Annotated in this window: 21 protein-coding genes; 11 read left to right on the forward strand and 10 right to left on the reverse strand. The window is 71.8% G+C overall.

The window, feature by feature from the left end:
• Positions 1-59 precede the first annotated feature (59 nt).
• Positions 60-578 (forward strand): winged helix-turn-helix transcriptional regulator, encoded by a 519-nt coding sequence (locus OG570_RS38785; protein ID WP_326953785.1) that lies wholly within the window; start codon positions 60-62, stop codon positions 576-578.
• Here the strand turns inward: OG570_RS38785 and OG570_RS38790 are convergent.
• Positions 558-1,229 (reverse strand): hypothetical protein, encoded by a 672-nt coding sequence (locus OG570_RS38790; RefSeq protein ID WP_326953786.1) that lies wholly within the window; start codon positions 1,227-1,229, stop codon positions 558-560. The genes OG570_RS38785 and OG570_RS38790 overlap by 21 nt on opposite strands.
• Positions 1,230-1,515: 286 nt before the next feature.
• On the opposite strand from OG570_RS38790, the gene OG570_RS38795 reads away from it, so the two are divergent.
• Positions 1,516-1,929 carry a MarR family winged helix-turn-helix transcriptional regulator gene (locus OG570_RS38795; protein WP_326953787.1) on the forward strand — a complete coding sequence of 138 codons (414 nt, stop codon included), beginning with the start codon at positions 1,516-1,518 and terminating at the stop codon, positions 1,927-1,929.
• Positions 1,930-1,941: 12 nt separating this feature from the next.
• Here OG570_RS38795 and OG570_RS38800 read toward each other — a convergent pair whose 3' ends face one another.
• Positions 1,942-2,706 (reverse strand): CPBP family glutamic-type intramembrane protease, encoded by a 765-nt coding sequence (locus OG570_RS38800; protein WP_326953788.1) that lies wholly within the window; start codon positions 2,704-2,706, stop codon positions 1,942-1,944.
• A gap of 163 nt (positions 2,707-2,869) precedes the next feature.
• Between OG570_RS38800 and OG570_RS38805 the strand changes: the two genes are divergently transcribed.
• Positions 2,870-4,870 carry a glycoside hydrolase family 31 protein gene (locus OG570_RS38805; RefSeq protein ID WP_326953789.1) on the forward strand — a complete coding sequence of 667 codons (2,001 nt, stop codon included), beginning with the start codon at positions 2,870-2,872 and terminating at the stop codon, positions 4,868-4,870.
• Here OG570_RS38805 and OG570_RS38810 read toward each other — a convergent pair.
• Positions 4,851-6,416, reverse strand: coding sequence for an FAD-dependent monooxygenase (locus OG570_RS38810; protein WP_326953790.1), 1,566 nt, complete (start codon positions 6,414-6,416; stop codon positions 4,851-4,853). The two genes, OG570_RS38805 and OG570_RS38810, sit on opposite strands and share 20 nt — an antisense overlap.
• Before the next feature lie 68 nt (positions 6,417-6,484).
• Between OG570_RS38810 and OG570_RS38815 the strand changes: the two genes are divergently transcribed.
• A complete protein-coding gene (locus OG570_RS38815; protein WP_326953791.1) occupies positions 6,485-7,066 on the forward strand; it encodes a TetR/AcrR family transcriptional regulator in 582 nt (193 codons plus the stop codon).
• Positions 7,067-7,074: 8 nt separating this feature from the next.
• Here the strand turns inward: OG570_RS38815 and OG570_RS38820 are convergent, their stop codons facing one another.
• Together OG570_RS38820 and OG570_RS38825 are read right to left on the reverse strand one after the other, a co-directional pair.
• Positions 7,075-7,464, reverse strand: a complete 390-nt coding sequence (locus OG570_RS38820) for an ester cyclase (protein ID WP_326953792.1) — start codon at positions 7,462-7,464, stop codon at positions 7,075-7,077.
• A 13-nt stretch (positions 7,465-7,477) separates the two neighbouring features.
• Positions 7,478-8,071, reverse strand: coding sequence for a hypothetical protein (locus tag OG570_RS38825; RefSeq protein WP_326953793.1), 594 nt, complete (start codon positions 8,069-8,071; stop codon positions 7,478-7,480).
• A 139-nt stretch (positions 8,072-8,210) separates the two neighbouring features.
• On the opposite strand from OG570_RS38825, the gene OG570_RS38830 reads away from it, so the two are divergent.
• Positions 8,211-8,342: a hypothetical protein gene (locus OG570_RS38830; protein WP_256474733.1), complete on the forward strand. Its 132-nt coding sequence runs from the start codon at positions 8,211-8,213 to the stop codon at positions 8,340-8,342.
• Positions 8,343-8,389: 47 nt separating this feature from the next.
• Here OG570_RS38830 and OG570_RS38835 read toward each other — a convergent pair whose 3' ends face one another.
• Together OG570_RS38835 and OG570_RS38840 are read right to left on the reverse strand one after the other, a co-directional pair.
• On the reverse strand, positions 8,390-9,436 hold the full coding sequence (locus tag OG570_RS38835) for a class I SAM-dependent methyltransferase (protein WP_326953794.1): 1,047 nt from the start codon (positions 9,434-9,436) through the stop codon (positions 8,390-8,392).
• A 137-nt stretch (positions 9,437-9,573) separates the two neighbouring features.
• Positions 9,574-10,719: an FAD-dependent oxidoreductase gene (locus OG570_RS38840; RefSeq protein WP_326960284.1), complete on the reverse strand. Its 1,146-nt coding sequence runs from the start codon at positions 10,717-10,719 to the stop codon at positions 9,574-9,576.
• Positions 10,720-10,748: 29 nt separating this feature from the next.
• Here OG570_RS38840 and OG570_RS38845 point away from each other — a divergent pair, with 29 nt between their 5' ends.
• The gene (locus tag OG570_RS38845; RefSeq protein WP_326953795.1) at positions 10,749-11,639 is read left to right on the forward strand and encodes a LysR family transcriptional regulator; all 891 of its coding nucleotides are present in this window, start codon (positions 10,749-10,751) and stop codon (positions 11,637-11,639) included.
• A 10-nt stretch (positions 11,640-11,649) separates the two neighbouring features.
• Positions 11,650-13,641 (forward strand): NAD-dependent DNA ligase LigA, encoded by a 1,992-nt coding sequence (gene ligA / locus OG570_RS38850; RefSeq protein ID WP_326949031.1) that lies wholly within the window; start codon positions 11,650-11,652, stop codon positions 13,639-13,641.
• Between the two features lie 449 nt (positions 13,642-14,090).
• Here the strand turns inward: ligA and OG570_RS48460 are convergent, their stop codons facing one another.
• Both OG570_RS48460 and OG570_RS38855 read right to left on the reverse strand, forming a co-directional pair.
• Positions 14,091-14,414, reverse strand: a complete 324-nt coding sequence (locus OG570_RS48460) for a hypothetical protein (RefSeq protein WP_442788347.1) — start codon at positions 14,412-14,414, stop codon at positions 14,091-14,093.
• An 89-nt stretch (positions 14,415-14,503) separates the two neighbouring features.
• On the reverse strand, positions 14,504-15,151 hold the full coding sequence (locus tag OG570_RS38855; protein ID WP_326953796.1) for a TetR/AcrR family transcriptional regulator: 648 nt from the start codon (positions 15,149-15,151) through the stop codon (positions 14,504-14,506).
• A 91-nt stretch (positions 15,152-15,242) separates the two neighbouring features.
• On the opposite strand from OG570_RS38855, the gene OG570_RS38860 reads away from it, so the two are divergent.
• Both OG570_RS38860 and OG570_RS38865 read left to right on the forward strand, forming a co-directional pair.
• Positions 15,243-15,836 carry an SRPBCC family protein gene (locus OG570_RS38860; RefSeq protein WP_326953797.1) on the forward strand — a complete coding sequence of 198 codons (594 nt, stop codon included), beginning with the start codon at positions 15,243-15,245 and terminating at the stop codon, positions 15,834-15,836.
• Positions 15,837-15,862: 26 nt separating this feature from the next.
• Positions 15,863-16,204 (forward strand): hypothetical protein, encoded by a 342-nt coding sequence (locus tag OG570_RS38865; protein WP_326953798.1) that lies wholly within the window; start codon positions 15,863-15,865, stop codon positions 16,202-16,204.
• 1 nt (position 16,205) lies between these two features.
• Here OG570_RS38865 and OG570_RS38870 read toward each other — a convergent pair whose 3' ends face one another.
• Positions 16,206-16,922, reverse strand: a complete 717-nt coding sequence (locus OG570_RS38870) for a TetR family transcriptional regulator (RefSeq protein WP_326953799.1) — start codon at positions 16,920-16,922, stop codon at positions 16,206-16,208.
• Positions 16,923-17,029: 107 nt separating this feature from the next.
• On the opposite strand from OG570_RS38870, the gene OG570_RS38875 reads away from it, so the two are divergent.
• Together OG570_RS38875 and OG570_RS38880 are read left to right on the forward strand one after the other, a co-directional pair.
• The gene (locus OG570_RS38875; protein WP_326953800.1) at positions 17,030-17,443 is read left to right on the forward strand and encodes a hypothetical protein; all 414 of its coding nucleotides are present in this window, start codon (positions 17,030-17,032) and stop codon (positions 17,441-17,443) included.
• Complete coding sequence (locus OG570_RS38880; RefSeq protein ID WP_326953801.1) at positions 17,440-19,035, forward strand: multicopper oxidase family protein; 1,596 nt, start codon at positions 17,440-17,442, stop codon at positions 19,033-19,035. The genes OG570_RS38875 and OG570_RS38880 overlap by 4 nt, the downstream gene beginning before the upstream one ends.
• Position 19,036: the final 1 nt, after the last annotated feature.

Here is a 19,036-nt window from a genome sequence, read left to right on the forward strand (position 1 = left end):
GCCCGGAGGCTAGCACGGTTTGTTCGTTCACCGAACCTTTCTGTGGCACACTGGGGCGCATGGCACTCCCCCGCGAGTACACCGGCCAGGCCTGCTCGATCGTGCGCGCCCTCGAGATCGTCGGCGAGCGCTGGACGCTGCTGATCGTGCGGGACGCGGTGTTCGGCGTCCGGCGGTTCAGCGACTTCCTGGAGCACCTGGGCACCCCCCGCGCGGTGCTGACCGAACGGCTGGAGTTCCTGGTCCGCGAAGAGGTCATGACCCGCGTCCCGGGGCCGGGCAAGCGAAGCGAGTACGAGCTGACCGCGAAGGGCCTCGCGCTGTGGCCGGTCGTCCGCTCGCTGTCGGCCTGGGGCGACGAGTTCTACGCCCCCGAAGGCCGCCGGCGCGTCTTCGTGCACGCCTCCTGCGGCGGCGAGGTGACCCCGGCGGGCGCGTGCGTCACGTGCGGCGCGCAGGTGCCGGTCGCCGAGACGGTGATGACCCCGGGCCCGGGGCTGCCGCCGCCGTCGCCACAGGACAGCCCGATCACGGCGGCCTTGGCCGAGCCGCGGCCGCTACTGCTGCCGGTGCACTGAGGGCACCGCGGTGAAGTGCCGCGCCACGGCGTCGGCGGCGGTCTTCACCGGACCCGGCCGGTCGTAGAAGTCGTACTGGGTGACGCCCTCGAGCCAGCGCTGCTCAACGGGCCCCGGCACCGAGGCGACGAACTCGCGGACACTCTCCGGGCTCGCCGCGGCGTCGCTGTGCACCACGAGCAACGGCACGGTAAGCCGGGACGCCGACGCCTGCGCGTCGTAGTCGAGCCACTGGTCCCACGAGGCGGGGTTGAACGTGTTGTCCCACGCGGGAATCGCGCCGCGCGCGGGGTCGGCGAAGTAGTCGTCCGTGCTCGGCACCGCCGGTTCGAGCCGCTCCTCCCCCGTCCGCTCGTAGTGCTCCCGCGCTTCCCGGCCCGCGTCGCGGAGAGCGGCGACCCCCTGCGGGCCACCGAGGTTGGCCACCACCGTCTCGCGGCTGGGCAGGGCGGGCGCCACGAGGGCGAGTGACGAGAAGAGCGACGTCTTCGCCGCCGCCGAGGCCAGGTACGCGCCGCTCGCGCAGATGCCCAGGCCGGCGACGCGGTCGACGTCGGACCGCGCGGCCAGGTACCCGGCGGCCGCGACCAGGTCGTCGGCCTTGGCCAGGGATCCTCCATGGACCGCGGGCGGCCGCCGCTCGCGCCCCACGAGCGGAAGTCGAACGCCAGCGCGGAAAACCCGCGGGCGGCCAGCTCCCGGGCGTACCGCGCAGGCATCTGTTCCTTGACCGTGCGCCACGCGCCGGCCACGACCACGGCCGTCCGAGGACCGTCCACTTCGGACGCCGGGTGGAAGAGGTCGCCGGCCAGGTCCACTCCGGATGACGCGAACCGGACGTGCTCGACCGTCACTTGACTGTTCATGACTTGAACCGTACCAGCGCTCAACCGTTGAGTTCAAGCGCTGTACCGTGCCAGCGTTGTAGGATCAGCGGATGCGACTCCCCCACCGGTCACCGCTCGAGGCGCTCTACGAGATCGTCACGACGACGACCCGCGGCGCGGAGCCGGCGCTGGACGCACTCGGCCTGACCATGCCGACGGTCTACGTCCTGTGGGCCATCGACCCCGACGAGCCGCCGCCGACCATGAAGGCGATCTCGGAACGGATCGACAGCACCAAGTCCAACCTCACGTTCACCACCGAACGCCTGGTGGAGCTGCGTTATCTCACCAGAACCGAAGACCCGATGAACCGCCGCTTCCGGGTCCTCGCCCTCACCCCCGAGGGCCGCAAGGCGCGGGAGGCCGCGCTCGCGGCGCTGGACGCCGCCTGCCCGCTGCGCAAGCTCGGCCGCAAGCAGCTCGACCAGCTCTTCGTCCTGCTCGACCACACCCTCGACGACTGAGCCGGCCGAGGGTCACAGCTCGATCCGGCGTCGCCGGACGAGGATCAGCACCGTGAGCACCACCAGGGCGAGCACACTCGCGCCGGGACCCACGTACGCGCGACCGGGGACGACCGCGGACGAGATGAGCGAGAAGTCCCAGAGCCCGTGGAGCAGGCCGGGCAGCAGCAACCCGCCGGTGCGCCGCCGGACGAGGTAGAAGAAGTAACCCGCCACGGCGACCACCAGCACCTGGACGAGCGCTTTCGGGCCGGTGGAGAACAGGTTCGCGGCGTGCGCGACGCCGAAGACGACCGACGACCACAGCGCGACCTTGCCCTCGGAGAAGCCGTGGGCGCGGAAGACCGTCACGCCGATCCCGCGGAAGAGCGCCTCTTCGGCGTAGCCGACGAACAACGCGCTCAGCAGGAGCAGCAGCGTGAAGCCGAGGCCGCGGTCGGCGAGCCCGGCATAGTCGGTCGCGAGCAGGATCGCCACGACCATGATCACCGGGACGGCGACCACCCAGCGCTGGACCGGCCGATCGTCGGTCAGCACCGGCCGCCACCACCGCAGCGCCGTGATCGCCACGGCGACCAGCACCAGCCCGATGCCGACCGGGAGCGTGAGGCTGCGCCAGACCTCGTCGAGCGAGGTCGGGCTGGCGTACGCGACGTCGATCCCGATCGTCGCCGCCCAGCCGATCAGCCCGGTCACCACCACGTACCCGACGACCAGGGCGAGGTACGCCCACACCGGCAGCGCGCGGCTCCCGGCCTTGACAGGCTGCGACGACATACGACTCCACTCCGCCGGGAGCCCCGCGGGCTCGGGTCCCGATCATGACCCGGCGGCGCGGGTCTCGCGAACTCTTGACAAGCAACCCCGTCACCCTGTCATGCTTACTCATGCGCGAATGGACGTGGTAACGAGCAGTTTCTCGCACTTTTCGGAGGCTCGAGTGCATCGACGGCTAAGCGGAACCCCTCGACGGCTGCTGTGCGGCGCCGTCGCCCTGGCGCTCACGGGAGCCCTCGCGGCGCCCGCGGCGGCGGACCGGCTCACGGCGGGGACCTTCTCGGTGCCACGCAGCGGCGACGCCCCGGGCTACCAGGTGCGCGTCGACCCCGCCCACCTCGGCGTCAGCGTTTCGCGAGGTGGGGAGACCCTGCTGCGCACCGCGCCGGACGCGTTCACCTTCGGCACCGCGGTGGCGACGCGCGTGCGGTCCGTCTCGAAGCAGGGCGCGACCGTGGTCGTCGAAGCCGACAGCACCGCGGGCAGGACCGTGACCCTGCGGCTGACGCCGCACGCGGACCGGTTCGACCTGAGCTGGTCGGTGGCCGGCGAGCCGGCCGGGGACCGGGCGACGCACTTCGACCTGGCGGCGTCCGGGCACTGGTACGGCGGCGGGGAGACGAGCGAGGGCACGCCCCAGCCGTACCCGCTCTCCGCGGGCGTGGTGAACGAGCCGGAGTTCTCCCCCGCCAGCTACATGATGCAGGAGCCGTACTTCTACACCTCGAAGTCGATCGGGGTGTACGTCCGCACCGCGCAGCCGATGAAGGTCGCGCTGGCGAACGGGCGCGCCGACCTCACGGTGACCGGGTCGGCGGAGTACGCGAGCACGGTGTTCGTCGAGTCGAGCCGCCGCGCGGTCTACGACGACTACGTCGGCGAAGTCGGCAAGCCGGAGAAGAGCGACGCGACCGACGCCGAGTACGCCAGTCCACTGTGGAACTCGTGGGCGCAGTACTACCGGAACATCGACCAGGACAAGGTCGTGGCGTGGGCGCGCGACCTGAAGGCCGCGAACGTCGCCGGCCACACCGTGCAGCTCGACGACAAGTGGGAGTCGAACTACGGCAACCTGACCTTCGACGCGAAGACGTTCCCGGACCCGAAGAAGCTCGTCGACGACATCCACGGCATGGGCCAGGAGTTCGGGCTGTGGACGACGTTCTGGATCAACCTCGACTCGGCGAACTACGGGTACGCCCGCGACCACGGCTACCTGCTGCACGCGAAGGCGAACCCCGCCGAGCCGTGCACCGTGACGTGGTGGAACGGCACGGCGGGGATCATCGACCTCGGCAACCCGCAGGCCCGCGACTGGTACACCGGCAACCTGCGCACGCTGATGGCGGACTACGGCGTCGACGGCTTCAAGTTCGACACCCGCTTCTTCGACGACAGCTGCGCGACGTCGAACGGCCTGACCCCGCAGGACTACCAGAAGCTCGGCGCGGACATGACCGACCATTTCGACCAGCAGGGCGCCGGGATCCGCACGCACTGGGGGAACCAGCGCTACGGCTTCGTCATCCGCGCGGTCGACGCGGACACGACGTGGGACGGCCTGCGCACCTCCCTGCGCCGGGCCTCGGCGATCTCCGCCGACGGCTACCCGTTCGTCGAGACCGACATGATCGGCGGCTCCGAGAGCATGCCGCCGCCGTCGGAGGAAGTCCTGGTGCGCTGGGCGCAGGCGGCGTCGCTGATGCCGCTGATGTACGCCTCGACGTCCCCGGTGACGACCGTCGACACCACCACCGGCAAGCCGGTGACCTACCCCGCCGACACCGCCCGTCTGTACGCCGACGCGGTGCGCACGCACGCGAAGCTGGCCGGTTACCTGCAGACGCAGGTGAAGCAGGCGGTCGCGGACGGCACGCCGATCATGCGGCCGGTCTTCTTCGACTTCCCCGCCGACCACCGCTTCGACACGATCGACGACGAGTGGCTGCTCGGCCCGGCCCTGCTCGCCGCGCCGATGATCACCGCGGGCACGTCGCGCGACGTCGTCCTGCCGGCCGGCCTGTGGTTCGACCCGAACACCCACCGCGTCGAGCTGGGCGGGCGCACCCTGCGCGGCTACCCGGCGCCGCTCGGCACCACCCCGATGTTCGTGCGCCTCGGCGCCGCTGGTTCGGCCGGCCTGATCACCGCGCTGTCCCGCTGAGCTGACCGGCGCTCACGCGGGAGCCGAGCACCCGCGTGAGCGCGTCGGCCAGCGACGTCTCCGACGTCGAATGCCACGCGACCACGACGTCGGGCCGCAGCAGCAACGCACCGTCGGCGGGCAGGCAGACCTCAGCCAGCCAGCCGTCGTGCGGCACCGCGGCCCACCGCAGCCCGAGCCGGTCGGCCTCGGCGATCCAGTGGCCGTTGTCCGGGCCGGTGAGCAGCGTCAGACCCGGCCCGGCGTAGTCCACAGTGGACGTCGTCGCGTCGAGCCACGCGTGCGGGACGCGGGTGCCGGGGCGGCCCGCCGGGGCGTAGTGATCGGCGGGCGCGGGGTCGCGGCCGTCCGGGACGAACGCGCCGTCCGCGTACTGGGTGCCGAACATCGTCGTCATCGGGTCGCCCGGCAGCCCGCCGCCCTTGGTGAAGGCGGACAGCATGTCGCCCACGTGCCCGATCACCGTGCTGGACGCCTCGGCGATCGCGTAGCCCGCCGGACGGCGTTCGGTGTCGTACGTGCCGAGCAGCGCCGGGGCCGCCTTCCCGGCCAGTACGGCCGCGAGCTTCCAAGCGAGGTTGGCCGCGTCGGCGACGGCCGTGTTGGCGCCGGCCGCGGCCATCGGGGGCATCACGTGCGCGGCGTCGCCCGTCAGGAACACCCGGCCCTCGGCGAACCGGTCGGCCACGCGCATCGCCGACTCCCACGGTGACCGGCCGAGCAGCTCGACGTCGAGGTCCGGCACGCCCACCACGATCCGCAGGAGGTCCAGCCAGTCGCCGTCGCCGAGGGTGCCCGCGTCGGGGAAGTCGGCGGTGGAGAACAGCCAGCGGTCGGTGCCGTTGACCGAGAGGAACGCGCCCGAGGCCACCGGGTTCTCGATCTGGCACAGGTTGAACGGCTTGTCCCGCACCAGGTCCGTGAGGTCGGCGCGGAAGTGGAGGTCGAGGTTGTCGGCGAGGTGGCCGTGGCCGCCGCGGGTGATGCCCAGCGCCTCGCGGACGGGGCTGCGGGCGCCGTCGGCGGCGACCAGGTAGTCCGCGGCCAGCTCGTACGGCTCGCCGTCCGCCGGCCGCAGCACCGCCGTCACCCCGCCGTCGTCCTGGGTGAACGACACGAGTTCGGTCCCGAGCCGCACGGACACGCCGCGCTCCTGGGCGGCGCGGCGCAGCAGCGGTTCCAGCACGGACTGGGGACACAGGACGTTCGGCGCCGGACTCAGCTCGGGCATCCGCCCCTGCTGCCCCCGCCGGGCGCGCAGCAGGTCGGTCAGCTCCCGCGGGCGGGCCGCGGCGAGCGTCGGGCCGGTCAGCACCTGGCTGAACGCCGCCAGTGGCGCGCTCGCCTCGTCGACCTCGTCGGCCAAGCCGAGCAGGCGGAACATCTCGGTGCTGCGGGGGTTGAAGCGGCGCGCCTTCGGCTGGGGCGACGAGCCGTCGCGCCGGTCCACGAGCACCGGGAACACCCCTTCGCGACGCAGCAGCAGGGCGGTGGTCAGGCCGGCGATCCCGCCGCCGCTGATCAGGACGGGGACACGTGCGGTCATGGGAGACTCCCTATAAAAGTGACACGGTACAACTCAGTACACCGTGCAACTAGTGATATCGTCAAGCCATGACCACGGAGACCGGGCCGGGCCGGCGCGAGCGCAAGAAGGCGGCCACCCACCGGGCGCTGGCCGACGCGGCCCTGCGCCTGTTCCTCGAGCGCGGGTTCGACGACGTCGGCGTCCGCGAGATCGCCGAGGCCGCCGACGTGTCCACCACGACCCTGCAGAAACACTTCCCCACCAAGGAATCCCTGGTCTTCGACCGCGACGGCGACGTCGAAGAGGGCCTGATCGCCACCGTGCGGGACCGAGCGTCCGGCACCTCGGTACTGGACGCGCTTCGGGACTACACGCTCGCCCGTGTCCGGCTGGGCGCCGCGACCGAAGGCGCGTCGGCGTTCCTGGACCTCGTGCACCGGACGCCCGCACTGAGCCGGTACTGGCACCGGATGTGGATGCGCCACGAAGACGCGCTCAGGCGGGCTCTCGCCACGGAAACCGGGGCCCCCGAGGACGATCCCGGCTGCGCCGCGCTGGCGCACTTCGCCCTGGAGACCTCAGCGCTCGCGATGCGCGCCGCGGATCCGGTCGCGACAGCCGAAGCCGCGTTCGCGATCCTGGAGCACGGCTGGCCGGCCTCCCGCTGAGCCCGGCGCTACTGCAGCGGGCCGAGAACGGACCAGTGCTCGACGAACTGCCCGTCGCGCATCCGCACGAAGTCCATCACGCGGAACTCGACGTCCTGACCCGAAGGCGGTGTGCCCAGCCACTCGCCGACGTGGCGGCCGCGGTAGATCTTGTGGGTGGCGACGACGTCATCAGTGTCCACGCAGTGCACGATCTCGACCTTCAGGCCGGCGAACGCGGTGTGCAGCGCCCGCGTGACCGCGGCGACGCTCCGGCGATCGTCCGGCAGGCCGTTCTTCGCCGACCGGTTCCGGAAGTCGGCGTGGACGAAGTCGTCGATCAGCTCGACCCGGCCGCCCTCGTGCACCTGCTCGACGAACGCGCGCATCCGCGCGATGTTCCCGGAATCCGTACCCACCCGGCCACGGTACTCAGAGGCAGGGCGGCCGGTAGCCGTCGACGCGCAGGCCGCGGAAGGTCAGCACGTTCGGCGTCTTGCCGACGAACACCAGGCCGCGGGCCTCGGTCAGCGCCGAGGCGAACGAGTACGTCGGCGTGCCCAGCTCGGGCAGCGACGTCCAGGCGCGGGGCGCGAAGCTGAAGAACCTCGTCACGACCTTCCCGTGCGTCGAGGGCACGAGCGTCAGCCACTTGTCGCCGCCGCTCCAGTGCGACGCCGGGCGCAGCTGGACGTAGAGGTCGTCGGTCGCGCTGTAGGTCAGCCGGAAGCCCGCCGACCGGGACAGGTCGGCCTGCGCCTCGAACTGGTTGCCGAGCCACAGGACGGCCACGTGCCATTCGGCGTTGAGGAAGCTCACCTTCGCCGCGTACCGGCCGTGGTCGCGCACGAGCAAGCTGCCCGTCGCCGGCACCGTCGTGCCCTCGCCGCTGGCGAGCCACTGCTGGTAGCCGTCGATCGACGGCGTCGCACACTCACACGAGCCGGCGGCTGACGCGCTCGCCGTCCCGAGCAGCGACATCACCAGCACCAGGACAAAAGCTGCAAACGGAACCCGTGCGCGCATTCCCGGGAAGCTAGCAAAGACCGGCGACCGCCCGCGCACGCGTGTTTCGGTGAGCGGGACCGTGTGGCGCGCGTCACGGAATGCCTGTCGATCTTCGGCGCTGAACAGTAGAGAAAGCGTTTCGATCCGAGGGAGTGCCATGTCCGCCACCACCACGCCGCCCGAGGCGTCGACCACGCCGGTCGTGCCCGTGCTCGACGACTTCGACTTCCCGCTCACCGACGGCGCCGCCTGCCGCATCGACGACCCGGACTGCGAAGCCTGCCAGTGAGCCCGAGCGCGGGCCGTCCACTCCGGTGGCCGGCCCGCGCCCCCGGCTCAGCCGCCGATCGGGCGCTCGACGACCACCGTGGCCATCAGCGAGTGGCCGACCCCCAGGCCCTGCTGGGACTGCTGTTCACACGCGAACAGCGCCTGCGCGAGCCGCTTCGCCTGCTCCGGTGAGCGCAGCTCCCCCGCCGCCGCGAGGACGCCGTTCCAGCGCTCGGCGAACGCCGCGAAGAACGCCTCGACCCGCGACGGCACCTCCCCCGCGGGCGGCGTGAACCGCAGCTGCGCCGGAGCGACGTCGGTGGTGCCGCGCGCGAGCTCGTTGAGCAGCGTGCGGTACGGCGGGATCACCTGGTTGAACGCGCGGGTGGCGGTGTGCCGGCCGACGAGCACGGACCGGTCGGTGAAGGTCACCGCGCCCAGCCGGGCACCCGCGCCGATCGCGGCCTGGACGAGGGCATCGTCGAGGGACCCGCGGTCGTAGAAGCTCATCTGGTCGTGGACGGTCTCGTTCGCCCCCTCGAAGAAGCTCATGTTGTACGCCCAGCGCGTCTCCGGCCAGCGCGGCGTCCATTCGACCGAGTAGCGCCCGAGCACGTCGACGATCATCACGGCGCTGTCGCGGGTCTCGACGATCCGCCGCATGAGCCCGGTCAGGACGTCGATCGTGTCGGCGTGCGGCAGGTGCGAATAGGGCACCCCGCAAGACAAGTAGAGGTCGAAGTCGCCGGCGGGGAGCTCGGCGCGCATGTCGGCGACCTCGAACTCGGCGGGCCGCCCGGCGTGCAGCGAGCGCGCCGTCTCGACCATGCCGGGGTCGAGGTCGACGCCGACGTAGGCGAGCCGGCTGTCGTCGGTCACCGGGGCGAGGTCGCCGTGCGGCTCGGTGAGCAGCGCGAGCCCGTCGCCGGTGCCGGCACCGATGTCGACCACCCGCAGCGGCTCGTCCGGCCCGCGCCGGACCAGGTCGACGGCGTCGCGCAGGACCCGGTGCGTGACCACCTCTTCGAGCATGGTCTTCACCGGGTCCCGGCGCTTGGGCGAGGTGTAGTGGGCTTTCGCGTCGCGGTAGGACGTGGCGGCTGTCGTGTTCACGCCTCACCCCGGGTGCGAGCATCGTCGATCAGTACGTATGACGCGTTGCTGGTCGTGATCTCCATATCCCGATTCTGGCAAGAAAAGCCGTTCGGGTGACCGGACGTCTCGGATCGTGCCCACTGCGTTCCGTTCCTTCAGACCGGTGTAGTGGTCAGCATCCAGTGGCTGAACGCGGCGTACCGCGCCGCGAACCCGGCGGGACCGGCGGCTGCTTCGACGGCGGCGGAGAACTCCCGGACCCGCTCGAACCGGGCGATGCGGGCGTGTTCGTACTGCTCGAGGGCCTCGGTCAAGTCCGCTGACGCCAGCGCGGTCCGCAACACGCCGGCGTCCTCGACGCCGAGGGTGCCGCCCGCGGCGATGTGCGGCGAGAGGCCGTGGGCGGCGTCGCCGATGAGCGCCACGCGCGAGCCGGTCCAGCGCGGCAACGGGGGTACGAGCATGATCCGGTTCTCGAGGATCGCGTCCTCGGAGGTGGCCGCGATCATCCGCAGCAGCTCGTCGTGCCAGCCCGCTTCGGCGAGGTTGCGGGCGCGTGCCAGAGCGCGGTCGCGCTTGCTCCCCGACAGCGAACCGGCTTCGAACTGGTTGACCATCCACATGGTCTGTCCGTCGGCGACGCGGGTGTAGCCGCCGCGCGTGCCGTCCGTCCCGATGGTCAGCACGGTGCCCTCGGGGCGCTCGTCCCCGGCCGGCACGATCGCGCGCCACGCGTAGTGCCCGGCGTGCTCCTGGGCGTCGGTGCCCGGCAGCAACCCCGAGCGGACCCGGGAGTACACGCCGTCGGCGCCGATCAGCAGGTCGGCGTGCAGGCTCTCGCCGCCGTCGAGGTGGACGACGACCTCGTCCGCGCGGTCGTCGAACCCGGTCAGCCGGGCGGAGAGCCGGATCCGGTCGCGGCCGATGACGTCGGCGAGCAGTGTGTTCAACGCCGGCCGGGGCACCAGCAGGAAGCGGTGATCGGAGTCGTCGTACCCCTTGGCACGCAACGGCTTCCCGGCCGGGTCGAAGAACCACGCGTTGATCTCCTGCCCGAGCGCGCGGACGTCGACACCGGCGTCTTCGAGCACCCGGATCGCGTTGGCCCACAAGCCGATCCCGGCCCCGGCGGCGCGAATCCCGGGCGCCTGCTCCAGGACGGTGACGTCGTGCCCGATCCGCCGCAGGGCCGCGGCGGTGGTGAGCCCGACGAGGCCGCCGCCGGCGATCACTGTGTGCATGTCCCGCTCCTTCGTTCGCTCCTGCCTCCAGTCAAGAACGACGGCGTCATGATGGCAAATGCATGTTCGCTATCTGTAGCATTACCTGGGTGCATCTTGATCTGAACCTGCTGGTCGCGCTGGACGTCCTGCTCGACGAAGGCAGCGTCGGCGCCGCCGCGGACCGGCTCCACCTCTCCCAGCCGGCCATGAGCCGGACGCTCGGGCGCATCCGGCGCGCGACCGGCGACGAGATCCTCGTCCGCGCCGGCCGGGTGATGCTGCCGACGCCCTACGCCGAGCGGATCCGCGACGAGGTGCACCAGCTGGTCACGCGCGCCCAGACGATCTTCACCGCGGGGACCGACCTCGACCTGGCCACCCTGGACCGCACGTTCACGCTGCAGTGCAACGACGTCGTGGCGGGCACGCTGGTCCCCCGCCTGATCGCCCGCGTCGCGGCGGCCGCCCCGGGCGTCTGCCTGCGGGTGCTCGGCGAGGCGGACACGGACGCCGACGGGCTGCGCCGGGGCACCGTCGACGTCCGGCTGACCGACGAGACGACGCACCCCGCCGACGTGCGCTCGGCGACCGTCCTGACCGACACCCTGGTCACCGCCGGCCGCCACGACCTCGCCGTCGACCCCGCGACGACGGCCGGGTTCACGGCGCTGCCCCACGTCGTCGTCTCCCGCCGCGGCCGCCGGCGGGACCGCATCGACGACGTCCTCGAGGCGCACGGCACCGCCCGGCGCGTCTCTCTCATCGTGCCCACTTTGGCCATGGCCCTGGCCGCCGTCACCACCGCCGAGCTCGTCACCGTCGTCCCCGGGATGGCCGCCGCCCGGCTCGGCCCGGAGCTGCGCGGGTGGCCGCTTCCCGTGCCGACGCCGGAGATCCCCGCGGTGCTGGCCTGGCACGCCCGCCACGACCGCGACAGTGCCCACACGTGGTTGCGCGACACGATCCGGGACGTCCTTTCTGTCGGTGGTCCCCGGTAACGTCTGGTGCGTGAACGCTCGGGAACGCATCCAGGAACTCGCCGATCGGATCGTCGTCATGCGCGACGCCTACTACCGGGGCTCGCCCACGGTGGCGGACGCGGAGTACGACGCCGTCGAGGACGAGCTGCGTGGCCTGATCGAGGCGAACCCGGACCTCGCGCCGGACCCGAACCCGCTGGACCAGGTGGGCGCGCCCGCGGTGCTGCACGCGCCGATCCGGCACTCGCGCCCGATGCTGTCGCTGGAGAAGGCGACCCGGCCCGAGCAGGTCGTGGCGTTCTTCGAGCGCTTCCCCGGCCAGCCGGTGGTTGTCATGCCGAAGCTGGACGGGCTGTCGCTGGCGCTGGTCTACGAGAAGGGCCGGCTGGCCCGGGCGATCACCCGCGGCGACGGGACGACCGGCGACGACGTCACGAAGCTCGTGCGGGCGCTGACCGACGGCATCCCGGACCGCGTCGACGCCCCCGGCCGCGTCGAGGTGCGCGGCGAGGCCGTGATGCTGCGGTCCACCTTCGCCGCCTACAACACCGCGCACCCGGACAAGCCGCTGATCAACCCGCGCAACGCCGCCGCGGGCACGCTGCGGGCCAAGGACCCGGCCACGGTCGCCGGCCGGAACCTGCGGTTCTTCGCCTTCGACCTCTACACCGACCCCGACAGCGCGGAAACCGACCTGGGCAGCGCACTGGCGTCCCTCGGGTTCACCGCCGCGGACATGCGGCGTTGCACGGAGGCCGAGGCCGCGCAGGACGTGATCACCACGATCGAGCAGCAGCGCAACGACCTGGACTACGACCTCGACGGCGCCGTGCTGCGCCTGGCCGACCGGGACGCCTACGCCGCCGCCGGCACCCGGTCGAGCTCGCCCCGTGGCGCGCTGGCGTTCAAGTTCGCCGCGGAAGAGAAGACCACGGTGCTGTCCGATGTGGTCTGGGACGTCGGCAAGACGGGCAAGATCGCCCCGGTCGCCTGGCTGGAGCCGGTGTTCGTGGGCGGCACCACCGTCACCCGCGCGACCCTGGCCAACCAGGAGGTCATCCGCGCCCGCGGCATCAAGATCGGCGACACGGTGCTGGTGCGCCGCGCCGGTGACGTGATCCCGTTCGTCGCCGGGGTGCTCGACGCCTCGAAGCGCACGGGCGCGGAGCAGGAGATCGTGCCGCCGACGGTGTGCCCGTCGTGCGGCCATCCGCTGACCGAGCAGGGCAACAGCCGGGAACTGTTCTGCACCAACGTCTCCTGCCCCGCCCAGACCGTCCGTCGGCTGATCCACTGGGCGTCACGCGCCGCGGCGGACATCGACGCCATCGGCGGCGTGTGGATCGAACGGCTGGCGGAGACGGGGATCCTGGAGCAGCCGTCGGACTTCTACGGGCTGACCAAGGAAACGCTGCTGGAGTACGACCGCATCGGCGAGGTCTCGGCCACCAGGATGATCGAGTCGATCGACACGAGCCGCCAGGTCGGCCTACGGCGAGCGCTGATCGGCCTGGCGATCCCGATGGCGTCGGAAGGCACCGCCGCCCGCCTGTGCCGGGCCGGCTTCGGTTCCCTGGAAGACGTCGTGGACGCGGGCGTAGACGGCCTGGTCGCGGTGGAGGACATCGGCCCGAAGGTGGCGACGTCCCTGATCGAGCACCTCACCCGGCTGCGCCCGGAACTAGAGCGGCTGCGCGAGGCGGGAGTATCACTGGACGTACGCGAGGAGGACCTCCCCCCGGTAGTAGCGGCGGGAGCCCCGTTGGCGGGCAAGACGGTGGTGATCACGGGCGGCATCAACGACCCGCGTTCGGGCGAGAAGGTCCCCCGCCCGACATTCCAGCGCCTGTGCGAAAAAGCGGGCGCCACCACGGCATCCTCAGTCTCGGCGACAACGGACCTGCTCATCACGGGCGCCGACGTCGGGGCGAGCAAGCTAACAAAGGCGGAGAAGCTCGGCGTAGAGGTGAAGGACCAAGGCGAGATCTGGCCCCTACTGATCAACGCCGGCATCGTCTAGTCCCCGGCCCCGGCTCGCCCGATCAAGGTGACGGCCGCTCCCGGCGAGAACTTCGCCGCTCCGGTCGCGCGTTTGCCGCTCCCGGCAGCGTCTCGGCCGCGGGCCATCGGACCGGTATGTCATGAGGGGCACCCTCAGGGACATAAGAGCCATGAGGGTGCCCCTCACGGCTTTGCCCTGGCGACCCGACCGGCTCCGTGCGATGACGCGCTTTGCCACTCCCGACGGCATATTGACCCGCCGGGCAGCACGCTGGCCGCCCCCGGCGGCGCGCCTTACCGCCCCCGGCGGCGCGCCTTACCGCTCCTGACGGCATGTTGGGCGCGCCGGTCAGCACGCTGGCCGCACCAGTCAACGTTATCCGCTCCCAGCGGCGTGCCAGCCGCGGGCCGTCGGACCGGTTGTCGTGAGGGGCACCCTCAGGGACATAAGAGCCATGAGGGTGCCCCTCACGGCTTTGGCCTGGGCAGCCGACCGGCCCCGGGCGGTGGCGCGCCTTGCCGCTCCTGGCGGCATGTTGGCGGCACCGGTCGGGCGAGTCGGCCGTTCCCGGCGGCGAGTCGGCCGCACCGGTCAGCGAGTCGGCCGCCCCCAGCGGCAAATCGGCCACTCCCGCCGGCAAGTCGGCCACTCCCGCCGGCAAGTTGACCACTCCCGCCGGCAAGTCGGCCACTCCCGCCGGCAAGTTGACCACTCCCGGCAGGCGTGTTCGCCGCTCCCCCGCAGGCATGTTCGCCGGGCCGGCCGCGAGGCCGCTGGGGCCGACCTTCCAGCCGTCGAGTTGTGCCGTGGGTTGTCGTGAGTGTTTAGGAGGGTTCTAACCCTCCTAAACACTCACGACAACCCACCCGCAAGCTGACGGTCACTTTTCCAGCAGGGCCTTGAGTTCCTCGTCGATCAGCAGGTCCGGGTCGAACTTCATGCCCGCGAAGTGGCCCGCCAGTTCCAAGGACAGGACGCCGTGCAGGCGCGTCCAGAACGCCAGCGCTCGGTGCAGTGTCGCGGCCCCCGCCGGGTGGTCTGCGGCCCAGTCGCGGTGGGTCTCCAGGTGCTTGTCGAACGGGGTCGACGCGCGGTCCTGTGGGAGCACGCCGGCCGCGTCCAGGAGCACCGTCATGACCTCGAACGAGATCGCCGTGATGTCGTCCGGGGCGTGGTAGCCCGGGACCGGCGTGCCGTAGATGAGGAAGTAGCGCTGCGGGTCGCTCCGCGCCCAGTCCCGTACGACGTGGGCCAGTGCCGCCAGGTCCGCGCCTGCGGAGCGGGCCGCGCGGACCGTGTCGGCGAGGCTTCGGTATGCGTCGCGGATCAGGGCGGTGATCAGCTCGTCGCGGCTCGCGAAGTAGCGGTACAGCGCGGGGCCGCTCATGCCCACCTGCTTGGCGATCGCGTTGAGCGACAGCGCCGGCACGCCCGCCGCGGCGATCTGCTCCCACGCGTGCTGCTTGATCTCCGCGCGCACCTGAGCCCGGTACCGCTCACGGGGGCTCTGACCAGCTGGGTCCGTCATGAGTTAGAGGCTATCACTTTTCCTATTGACACTCACGCCGGCGTAGTTATAGCTTCTAACCAACACGACGACCACTAACAAGGAGTACCCGATGAGCTTCCGTTCCGCGCTGATCGCGATCCCGCTGGCCGCCGCCGGGATGTTCGGTGTCACCGCCGCCACCCCGGCCGAAGCGGCGACGAGCCTGACCTGCCACGGCACCGGCATCGACCCCGCCGCCCAGCTCCACTACCGGACCGAGACGCTGATCAAGGCGCCGCTGAGCACCGTCTGGAAACTGCACACCGCCGTCGAGGGCTGGCCGTCCTGGCAGGACGCCGTCACCAGCGTGAAGCGGCTCGACCCGGGCCCGTTGCGGCCGGGCTCGCGCTTCCGGTGGACCACCCCGGCCCCGCCCACGCCCACCACCCCCGCGACGACCCTCGTCATCACCTCGACCGTCCAGCAGGTCACGCCCGGCCGGTGCATCCGCTGGACCGGGCCGGCGATCGGCGACGGCCTGAGCATCGACCGCGGCGTCCACGTCTGGAACTTCACGCCGGTGCGCGGCGGCGTCCTCGTCCGCACCGAGGAGAGCTGGACCGGCAAGCAGATCGAAGCCGACCCGGCCACGGCCATCCAGTACCTCGCCCCGGGCCTCGACGCCTGGCTGGCCGCGCTCAAGACGACCGCCGAAGCCCGCTGAAACCCCGCAACCGTCAGGAGAAACCGATGACCACCGCCACCGCCCGCAAGACCTCGCTCGCCGTCCTCGTCGCGGCCTGGACCGTCCCGGTCTTCGTCGCCGGGCAGTTCGCCCTGCTCTCCGGGATCCCGATCATCGTCGTGCTGATCAGCACGCTGCGCGAACCCCGCCTGCGCGCCGTCCGCTGGCCGACCGCCGCCCTCACCGCGGTCTACGCCGGGTCGCTCGCGTTCTGGCTGCTCGGCCCGAGCGACGCGCCGAGCCTGTCGAAGTTCCTGAGCCCGGTCGCCACCGGCGTCTTCACCGCGGTCGGCGTCGCGACCGCCGTCGCGCACCACGTCGCCCGGCGGCGCTCGACCACGAAGTAGCTCAGACCTCGCCCGCGAACTCCGGGAGGGCCGCGAGCCCGGCTTCGACGAGTCCCGCCGCGCGCCCGACGTCGGCCGAAACCAGGTCCTCGACCTCCTCCGCCGTGCGGGTGACGTCGAGGTGCTTGGCCATCGACCGGAACTGGATCTGCCAGAGCGCGACGAGCGCGGTGGCCAGCACCCGCGGTTCCGGGTCGTCCGGGGTGGTGCCGGCCCGCTCGGCCAGCGCCTCGGCGGCGACCACGACGAGCTGTTCGGTCATCTCCAGGCGGTGCGCGCGCAGGGCCGGCGTGGTCGCGATCAACAGCCCGAACCGCCGGGACTTCGTGACCGCCTCGGCCGGGTCGTCCTGCTCCGCGAGCCAGGACAGGACGGCGGCGCGCTCCTCCGCGAGGATCCGCAACGTCGCTTCTACCGGGGACACGCCGGGCTCGGCCAGGTCGGACCGCAACGCGGTCAGCGCCGCGTCCGGGTGGTCGAGGATCAGCGACTCCTTGGTCGGGAAGTAGTTGAAGACGGTCTTCTCCGACACCCCGCACGCCTCGGCGATCTCCGCCACGCGCACGGCGTCGAAGCCCCGCTCGACGAACATCTCCGTCGCCGTGTCCGAGAGCTGCTGACGCATCAGCCGCTTCTTGCGCTCGCGCAGTCCCTCGACCTCGGGCTCCCCGTTGCGCCGGGTGCGCGAGGCCGCCCAGTTCACCGTTCGCGGACTCATGGCACCAGCTTAGTGCACCGCCCGGATATTTTCTGCTACAGTAATTTTTCAGTGACCGAAGACTGGTTGCTTCCTCCCGAAATCCCCACGGAGAAACGAGTCTTGTGATGGACCCTGTCCACAACCCGATCAGCCGCGGCGCGCTCCTGCTGCTCCGGGCGAGCGCCGTCGTGGCGGCCGTGCTCGCCTGCCTGCAGCCGGTGCTGGCCGGCGCCTTCCTGCAGGGCCACTATTCGATGCTGTCCGCACACCGCATGTCGGGCATGCTCTTCGCGCTGGCCCTGCTGCCGACGCTGCTGGCGGCGCTGCTCGTGTGGCGCGGGGGCCGCGGGCCGGGCCGCCCCGCCCTGTTCGCCGCGCTGGCGCTGGTGCTCTGCGCCGCGCAGATCGTGCTGGGCTTCACCCGGGACCTGGCCGTCCACGTGCCGCTCGGCGCCGTGCTGCTCTACCTCGTCGTGCGGATCGTCATGCTCTCCTGGGCCAAGCAGCCGGTGGCGCGTTACGCCGGGGTCCCGGCGTGAGCCCCGGGATGAGCCGTCGCCGCTTCCTCGGCGTCGGCACCGTGGCCCTGGCCGGCGCCGGTGCGCTCGCCGTCGCCGGGACGCCGTTCCTGCGCGAGCTGTTCGCCGACGGCCAGCCCGGGCTGCTGCTGTCGAGCCGGGCACCGGTGCCGACGGCGTTCCGCGCCGAACTGCCGATCCCGCCGGTGCTCGCGCCGGTGCGCAGCGACGCGACGACGGACTTCTACGAGATCGTCCAGCGCCCGGCGTCGCTGGGCATCCTGCCCGGGCTGACCACCGAGGCGTGGACCTATCAAGGCAGCTTTCCCGGCCCCACCTTGCGAACGCCCGCCGGGCGCAAGGCCGTCGTGAAGCACACCAACCAGCTGCCGCACCCGACCGTGGTGCACCTGCACGGCGGGCACACGCCGGCCGACAGCGACGGCTACCCCACCGAGCTCGTGCACCCCGTCGGCGGCGAGCAGACGAGCACCACGCCGGGCATGGCCGCGATGTCGGCGATGGCGGGCATGGCGAAGATCGACACCGGCGGCGGGCAGACCAGCCGGACCCACACGTACCCGCTCGACCAGCGCGCCGCGACGCTCTGGTACCACGACCACCGGATGGGCTTCACCGCCGCCAACGTCTGGCAGGGCCTGGCCGGCTTCCACCTCGTGACCGACGACGAAGAGTCGGCTTTGCCGCTGCCACAAGGGAAGCGGGACATCCCGCTGATGATCTGCGACCGGTCGTTCGGCGCGGACGGCAGCTTCACCTACCCCGCGCTCGCCGGCGGCCAGCAGCTGCCCGGCGTCTCACCGGCCTACATGGACGGCGTGCTCGGCGACGTCATCCTCGTCAACGGCGCGCCGTGGCCGGTGCTGCGCGCCGACCGCGCCCGGTACCGCTTCCGGATCCTCAACGGCTCCAACGCCCGCCGGTATTCGCTGGCGCTGGACCCGCAGCCGCCGGGCGGCGGCGCCCTGGTCCAGATCGGCGGCGACGGCGGCCTGCTGGCGAGCCCGCTGACGCACGACAGCATCGACGTCTCCCCCGCCGAACGCTTCGACGTCGTGATCGACTTCGCCCGCTACGCGCCGGGCACCCGCGTCCGGCTCGTCAACAAGCTCGGCTCCGGCGCCACAGCCGAGGTGATGTGCTTCGACGTCGGCACCGACGGCCGGGTGGCCGACGACAGCCACGTCCCGGCGAAGCTGTCGGAAGTCGCCGTCCTGAACCGGACCAGCGCCACGGTGACGCGGGACTTCCTGTTCCAGAAGTCTTCGGGCTCCTGGACGATCAACGGCGCCCCGTACACGCCGGGCCGCGACCTGGCCCGCGCCAAGCTGGGCACGACGGAGATCTGGCGCTTCACGAGCGACGTCCACCACCCGGTGCACCTGCACCTGAACCACTTCCAGGTGCTGAGCCGCAACGGCCACGCGCCGGGCCCGTACGACGCGGGCTGGAAGGACACGGTCGACGTCCGCCCCTCGGAGGCGGTCGAGGTGGCGGTGAAGTTCACCGACTACGCGGGCCGGTACATGCTGCACTGCCACAACCTGGAGCACGAGGACATGGCGATGATGGCGGACTTCTCGACGGAGTAAC

It is taken from the genome of Amycolatopsis sp. NBC_01286 (assembly GCF_035982555.1).
Lineage (GTDB): Bacteria > Actinomycetota > Actinomycetes > Mycobacteriales > Pseudonocardiaceae > Amycolatopsis.

Excerpts from the sequence above, each read along its gene's own strand:
- OG570_RS38870 (WP_326953799.1), bottom strand. The coding sequence starts at position 16,922 with ATGAGTCCGCGAACGGTGAACTGGGCGGCCTCGCGCACCCGGCGCAAC.
- OG570_RS38860 (WP_326953797.1), top strand. The coding sequence starts at position 15,243 with ATGAGCTTCCGTTCCGCGCTGATCGCGATCCCGCTGGCCGCCGCCGGG.
- OG570_RS38785 (WP_326953785.1), top strand. The coding sequence starts at position 60 with ATGGCACTCCCCCGCGAGTACACCGGCCAGGCCTGCTCGATCGTGCGC.
- OG570_RS38875 (WP_326953800.1), top strand. The coding sequence starts at position 17,030 with ATGGACCCTGTCCACAACCCGATCAGCCGCGGCGCGCTCCTGCTGCTC.
- OG570_RS38795 (WP_326953787.1), top strand. The coding sequence starts at position 1,516 with ATGCGACTCCCCCACCGGTCACCGCTCGAGGCGCTCTACGAGATCGTC.
- OG570_RS38810 (WP_326953790.1), bottom strand. The coding sequence starts at position 6,416 with ATGACCGCACGTGTCCCCGTCCTGATCAGCGGCGGCGGGATCGCCGGC.
- OG570_RS38855 (WP_326953796.1), bottom strand. The coding sequence starts at position 15,151 with ATGACGGACCCAGCTGGTCAGAGCCCCCGTGAGCGGTACCGGGCTCAG.
- OG570_RS38815 (WP_326953791.1), top strand. The coding sequence starts at position 6,485 with ATGACCACGGAGACCGGGCCGGGCCGGCGCGAGCGCAAGAAGGCGGCC.
- OG570_RS38825 (WP_326953793.1), bottom strand. The coding sequence starts at position 8,071 with ATGCGCGCACGGGTTCCGTTTGCAGCTTTTGTCCTGGTGCTGGTGATG.
- OG570_RS38800 (WP_326953788.1), bottom strand. The coding sequence starts at position 2,706 with ATGTCGTCGCAGCCTGTCAAGGCCGGGAGCCGCGCGCTGCCGGTGTGG.
- OG570_RS38830 (WP_256474733.1), top strand. The coding sequence starts at position 8,211 with ATGTCCGCCACCACCACGCCGCCCGAGGCGTCGACCACGCCGGTCGTG.
- OG570_RS38865 (WP_326953798.1), top strand. The coding sequence starts at position 15,863 with ATGACCACCGCCACCGCCCGCAAGACCTCGCTCGCCGTCCTCGTCGCG.